Here is a 6,325-nt window from a genome sequence, read left to right on the forward strand (position 1 = left end):
TGGTTAAAGCTACCCATGATAGGCTCTTTTTGATAAATATTTGTCCATTGATGTCCTCAATTATCTGACTGTCTGAGTCTGGTAGCGAGATAAATGAAATGAATTACGTCAGAGAAAGATTAAGGCGGGAAGAATATCAATTCGACAGTAGATGCTCCTCTCGCCCGAACCGCTTGTCGACAACACGAAAACTGATCTCGAAACGACTTACAAGAAACTTATCCCTGAGATGGAGGAGATTCGCATTGCCACAGGGTACTTTTATCTCTCCGGCTTCGACCTCATCAAAGACGATCTCCACAACCTTCGGGATCCCGACGAGTTAGAACGTGCTCCACTCCGAATCATGATGGGGCGACAAACCAACCGATCGACTGCTGACGAGATTTCTGAGGGTCAAAGTCTCCGCGAACGATTTCTCGATGATATCAAAGCAGACATCGAGCAGTTGAACAATGCACAGCTTAGTCGTCTGGAGCGACTTCGTGACTTCATCGCTGAAGGACTCGTCGATATCCGTGTTCGGAATCCAGAAGAAGGATACTTTCACGCCAAGGGAGCGTCGTTCCGAGCGATCCCCGAGGACGAATCATACCGTGACGAAGCAGAGGACAAGCGAGCAGCCGTTACTATCGTTGGGTCATCGAACTTTTCGCAGAGCGGGCATCGGAATAACGTTGAACTCAATCTCACAACACAGGATCGACACAAAGCACAGGCGTTCGAACGGTGGTACGACAACCAGTGGGCGAACGCCGAAGAATTCAGCGAGGACATTGCTCGGATTATCGAGGATAGCGGTCGGTACCAAGAATGGCAAGAACAACAGAAACAGGACGAAGTCGATGAGGAGACTGACGAGGAGATCGGGACGTATCTCGAACCGTTCGAACTCTATAAGCTACTCGCGTACGACGAACTCAACGGAAACGTTAGTGACCGCGACACTCCTCTCTACTACTTCCAGAAACTCGGGTATGAGAGTGCCAAAGAGAAACTCTCCCAGTATAACGGCTGTATTATTTCTGACTCAGTTGGGTTAGGGAAGTCGTTCATCGGGAGCGAGTTACTCTACGACTATCGGCAACATGGCGACCGCTGTCTTCTCATCGTTCCTGCGAACCTCACCAAGCAGTGGGTCGATCTACTCGAACAGCAGACTGACCCAGATGGTAATCTCTACTTTGGTCTCGAAGTCGATGGCACCCACCTCGACGTGATGAGTATTAGCAAATTCCAAAATCTCACATACGAGGAAGTGACCGGACTCAGTGACTTGTTCGACGTCGTCCTCATCGACGAAGCCCATCGATTCCGAAACAGCGGTAATTGGGTTCCGAACCCCGACGGCGATAGCGACTACAAAGGGACACGGCGTCACGCGAATCTTCGTGAGTTGAAAGGAAAGACGATGATTATGCTCACGGCGACACCCATCAACAACTCTGCGACCGATCTCCGGAACCTCATTGACCTCTTCACCAGCGAGCAGGAGTTACGAAACATCGCAAATCTCGATTTCAACGCTTTCAAACAGTATATCGAACTAGCAGCCGAGCGCAAGAAGATTGCCGCAGAGAAAAAAGAGGTATCCAAAGAATATGAGCGGCAGATCTCGGATCGCCTGCACAGTCGCGCTGAAGAAATTTCCGACATTCTAGACGAGGTGATGGTACTTCGAACTCGGAAACACGTCAAAGACCAGATTCAGGATTCCGAGGATTTCGAGATGAATTTCACACCACCGCATATACATAAGGAGCAGTACTCGCTTCCAGGGGCCTACCAGCCAATCTACCGGATGCTTCCTGACGTCATGGACGCACTTCACCTCCCGCATCTCACCGTTCGAAACCCGAAAGCAGGGAGTACGCTCAAGGCACTGTACAAACTCAACCTTCTCAAGCGATTGGAGTCTTCGACATATGCGTTCGTTCAGTCCCTCGAAACATTACACACGAGCGAACGAGCCCTCCTTGGCCTTCTCGAAAATCTTCCCGAAGACGAACAAATCGACCTCCTACGCGAGAGTGCAGATGGAGACAAAAGCCTCGATGATTTCGTGGAAGGAGAAGATGCTGCTGAAGACCTCGCTCAAACCCTCGAAGCATTTGGATTCGATAGCCAGAACCTTCGAGGTGAGAGCAGTACCGAACAGAGTGAACTGTCCAATGCGACCGTTCGAGAAGTCAAAAGCTACATTCGGGAAGACCTCACATTACTCGCTTACTTCCTTCAGCACTTCATCGGTGACATCGCTCGAAACGCTGGTAATCTCAACGATCATGCTGTCCGCGTTCGCGGCTGGCTAGAGGAACATGACGCGATTGGACTACCGACAGTCCCAGAGGACGACCTCAACCCAGTCTTGTATCCACAGAGTGACCTCGATGACGTCGACACTGCGACTGAGGAGTTCTACGAATCAGTCTTCGAGCTACAGAAGTTCCGAGACCCGAAAATCGACCGGCTCGCCAACGTTCTCACCCAGTACGACCAGAAAGTGCTTATTTTCACTCAGTACCGAGCAACGGCAGACTACATCCATCGAATGCTTCGCGACAACCCCGACTCCCCTCTCACCACGGAGAATAGTGCGGTCGTCAAGGGAGGCGACGACGATAAACAGGCGGTCATCAAGCGTTTCGCACCCGAGGCGTCCGGTCACCAGCAAACCCTGTCTGAGTCCGGGGAGAGTGAACTACAGTACGTCGTCGCGACGGACACGCTTTCTGAGGGTGTGAATCTACAGGACGTTCACGTCGCCGTGAACTACGATTTACCGTGGAATCCTATGCGAATCGTTCAGCGTGTGGGTCGTATCGACCGAATCGGGAGTACAGCAGACAAACACGTCCACAACTTCTTCCCTGACGGTGATATCGAAGCAGCCATCAAACTCCTCAAACGGCTGCAAGCGAAAATCAGTGACATCGCACTCATCGTCGGAAAAGAGAACAATATCCTCGATCCAAACGAAGATCGGATTCTGGAGAAGGCGGGTGTGGAGACGGAGAAAACCATCGGCGAGTTAGAGGTCGACGAAATCAAGCACTCACTCCAAAAGTCGCGTGCCGTAGACGATTATAACGAGTTAGACGACACCTCGATGAACCCACTTCTTCGAAATGCCGGGAGCAACGAAACGGAAGCATTCCAACGCTACCGACTGAAACACGAACTGAACGAGGAGTACGGACTGGACGAATCCGATTTCGAGTTTGCAGAAGAGTACTTCGGTGACGACCCAGACAGCCGGGAGTTCCTCTACACGAACACCGCGACTTTCGAGAGTGGACCACGACCGGGCGTGTTCGCTCTGGCGCATATGTGGTTCGACGAAGAAGATAGAGACGCTCCACTCGGACGTGTCCAGCGAGCCTTCTACTACAAGCCATTCCATGGTGACGTGTCTGAACGTCCTGTACGGACGCTCGGTATTCCGCCGACCATGGATGGGAAACCGCTTTCGGGTGACAAAAATATCGACCACATTCTGGCGAATCGCAATCAGGTACAGACGTTTCTGGAAACCCGTCTCGAGAAACTCCGTGAGGGGCAAGTCGAGGGCGCGTTCCTTCAGGGCGAAGGCTACTCGAAAGAGCAAGAGACACAGACCGGCTTTCTCGAACAGTACATCATTCCTCGCTACCGCGACGACCGCATACCAATCGAAATCGGTGAATTCGAGACGGTTGGTGAATGGGCAGATGATCGACGGGAAACGCTTCGAGGTGTGAAACTGAAAAACACGGACGAAGACCGATTGCTCCGAGACGTAATTCGGAACGCCGAGTACGACCGACTGGACGAGTGGCCGCTGGAAGAGTACATCCAAACCCTTGAGGACTTCGTCTCTCAAGCTATCGAGTCATCGGCGACGTATCAGGACACGCTCGTCGGTGAGAGCAACGTGAAAGCGAAGTTGATGTGCTGGGGCGTAATCGACGCGTAAGAAGAACGTTCGAACTAACTCTTCAATTCAACAATTATCGTTTAGGGGCCTCGCTCGCCAGTATATCGTAGGTTTCGAATACCAAGTCGAAGTACTCCGCCGTCATGATTCGTGGATTGGACACGCGATGGAAGTCGTTGAGAATGAACTGCACATCGCGGCGAGTAAGACCGTACGCATGGAATGCTGCGGCGTCGATCTCTGCTCGTAACTCACGTCGTTCGTCTTTATCTGTTGCTGGTTCGATGTCGCCAAGCCGGTCACGTAGCTCTGTGAATGCTTCGCCGTAACAGTTGAGGCGAGCGGCACGGGTGGAGATGTATTCGAACCAGTCGTCTCCCGCAGTTAGTCGCGGGAGCTGTGATTCTTCGAACTTGTATTTGACAATGTGAGAGTCCACTTTGGTTCGCATCAGATAATCGAAGGGGATGCTGTTGAGCAACCCCAGTGCTACGAACAGTTCCCTGTCAGAAAAGACCCGCTCGTAGGCAGTGTGCATCGGTTGCTCTCCAAGCTGTTCCTTCCTCGGGTTCACCTTGTATGGCCGAACTGTGTGAAGCGTATGGACTGCCACAGCGCCCTTCGGGATGACGCCAGCAATGAGCGTCCGTTCGTCGGTCGCACGTGCGATTTCACGGAGCACAATCCGATACTCCGTCGAGTCGAGGAGTACGTCCTCTTCCGAGAGTGCTGGTCGGTCGTACTCTTCAATAACATCGTTGACGAATCCTTTCTGAGACCGTGTGCTAATGTGACTGAACTCGGGGTCGTCAGAGAACCGCTCGTAAATCGATTTCTTGAGGCTGATACCTGCATCTCGGGATCGGAAGTTCTTCCCTCGAACCCGCGCTTTCGCGCTCTTTGCAGGATTCCGCTCTTCGTCTACACTCCAGAGAGCAACATCTGCCAAATCGTCGTGATGCGTACTGTCGTATTCGAATTGGAAGATGTTCTTCCCTTGGCAGATGGGGTAGTCACCCTTCGATTTGTCTTCGACTAGCCGGTCAGAGTCCCCTGATCGATGTAGTTCTGCATACAATGACGTGAACCAGTCGTTTTCGAGCCTCTCTGAAATTGAAGGGTAGTCCAGAAGTTTGTCAAGTACATTCATTTCTTGCTGTGATTCAATATTCGGGAAGATGCGTGCTTCTGGCGAATACTCTATTAGGACGCTCTTTGGAATGCTAACGCTACTCTCATCGAGACTTAATAGGATATTCGTGTTTGTTTGGTCAAAGATACCACTGACTGTGTCTGTCGTTCCTGAATTTTTGAATGTTACCACCCCAAACCGATACTGGAAATGGATTTGCTCGAATATCCCCCTATTTTCGAAGCCAATTATTTCACGAACGTCAGAGTTGTTTAGCAGATGTACTCGAAGATCCTTGCCTGCTGCACCGTTGAGGATGACACCGGGGAGTATCTGTGCGACGTAGCCATCCTTTCGGACGATATCGAACACCCGCTCGAAAAACAGCATAGATAGATCGTTTTCGTTTCCAACCGATGTCCCAGCAACCTCAGGGTCCTGTAAGTGATACTGCCCGCTTTCGTTAAAGTAGGTAGAACGGCGTTCCATCTCACTTTGATACTCCTCCCATCCCTTGGCGATTTCAGCGTCCTCAAGGAGTTGTTCCACCATCTTATCCTTACTCTCCGGCATTCGAGTTCGAAAGGTCTCGTCGTACTTCGTGAAGTAGTCATCTCGATTTGGTGTCAAGACATCCCACGGTGGGTTCCCTACTATGATGTCGAATCCACCGTCTCGATAGACCGTCGTGAACTCGATTACCCAGTGGAAGGGATGATAGTCGCCAACCTCATCAAGCGTGATATCTTCTATTCCAGCATCGTGGAACTGCGATAGAATCTTCTCGTTCAGGCTTCGGCTGTGTTCCCGAATTTTCGAATCCGCTATCTTTCGTGCTTCTGTCGCGTCTTTAGCCGAATCAGTGTTCTTGTGACGCTCGACGTACTGAATAACGTCGTCGTACAGTTCCTGTACGCTGTCACCGAAGCCCCCACCGAAATTTGCTAAAGAAGCATCGCCTTCCTCTCGGGCGATTTCTTGAACGCCAGTGAACCCAATTAGGGAATTCCCTTGACGGACGTTGAAGTCGAGATTAGGGAGCGGTTCGACCGCTCGGGGCTCGTCTTCTAGATCCGCAACCATCGAGAGCCATAACCGAAGTTTGCAGATTTCGACTGCCCCGTCATCGATGTCAACCCCGTATAAGTTGTTGAGAATGATCTCCCGCTTCGCATACAACGATTCATTGCCGTTGCCTCCCTCTATCGTCTCCAACTCGTCGCGAGTTCGTCCCGATAATTCCCATCCGTGTCCTCTGTCATGCAGTCGTTGGAAAT

General features: G+C 51.3%; 2 protein-coding genes. One reads left to right on the top strand and one right to left on the bottom strand.

Annotation, left to right across the window (positions count from 1 at the left end):
• Positions 1-151: 151 nt before the first annotated feature.
• The gene (locus HL45_RS17690; RefSeq protein WP_049972543.1) at positions 152-3,955 is read left to right on the top strand and encodes a helicase-related protein; all 3,804 of its coding nucleotides are present in this window, start codon (positions 152-154) and stop codon (positions 3,953-3,955) included.
• Positions 3,956-3,989: 34 nt separating this feature from the next.
• Here HL45_RS17690 and HL45_RS17695 read toward each other — a convergent pair whose 3' ends face one another.
• Complete coding sequence (locus HL45_RS17695; protein WP_233274839.1) at positions 3,990-6,263, bottom strand: Eco57I restriction-modification methylase domain-containing protein; 2,274 nt, start codon at positions 6,261-6,263, stop codon at positions 3,990-3,992.
• Positions 6,264-6,325 lie beyond the last annotated feature (62 nt).

The organism is Haladaptatus cibarius D43, assembly GCF_000710615.1.
Lineage (GTDB): Archaea > Halobacteriota > Halobacteria > Halobacteriales > Haladaptataceae > Haladaptatus > Haladaptatus cibarius.

Bases quoted from the DNA above. Each gene is read 5' to 3' on its own strand.
- HL45_RS17690 (WP_049972543.1), top strand. From the start codon at position 152: ATGCTCCTCTCGCCCGAACCGCTTGTCGACAACACGAAAACTGATCTC.